This window comes from Bacillus sp. AFS029533, from assembly GCF_002585125.1.
GTDB lineage: Bacteria > Bacillota > Bacilli > Bacillales > Bacillaceae_G > Gottfriedia > Gottfriedia luciferensis_B.
In genome coordinates this window covers 1-376 of sequence record NZ_NUQC01000081.1, presented here as the reverse complement: position 1 = coordinate 376, position 376 = coordinate 1, and the positions used below count along the sequence as shown (strand labels likewise).

The 376-nt window shown below is 48.7% G+C and carries 3 tRNA genes; all 3 read left to right on the top strand.

Features of this window, described 5'->3' with window-relative positions:
• Nucleotides 1-20: 20 nt before the first annotated feature.
• The 3 genes from COE53_RS23640 to COE53_RS23630 all read left to right on the top strand — a co-directional run bounded on the left by COE53_RS23640 (nt 21) and on the right by COE53_RS23630 (nt 302).
• Nucleotides 21-96 (top strand) — tRNA-Asp (locus COE53_RS23640).
• Between the two features lie 8 nt (nt 97-104).
• A tRNA-Phe gene (locus tag COE53_RS23635) sits at nt 105-180 on the top strand.
• 49 nt (nt 181-229) lie between these two features.
• A tRNA-Thr gene (locus COE53_RS23630) sits at nt 230-302 on the top strand.
• The last annotated feature ends 74 nt before the right edge of the window (nt 303-376 follow it).

Below are 376 nucleotides of genomic sequence, written 5' to 3'. Positions count from 1 at the left end.
TCCTGTCCCCGCAACCAAATGGTCCCGTGGTGTAGCGGTTAACATGCCTGCCTGTCACGCAGGAGATCGCCGGTTCGATCCCGGTCGGGACCGCCATTTAAGATGGCTCGGTAGCTCAGTCGGTAGAGCAGAGGACTGAAAATCCTCGTGTCGGCGGTTCGATTCCGTCCCGAGCCACCATCTTAAATAAATATAAGTAAATAAAACAAAGTGATATAGATAATAAAATGCCGACTTAGCTCAATTGGTAGAGCAACTGACTTGTAATCAGTAGGTTGGGGGTTCAAGTCCTCTAGTCGGCACTCTTTTGTGCCATTAGCTCAGTAGGTAGAGCATCTGACTTTTAATCAGAGGGTCGAAGGGTCGAATCCTTCAT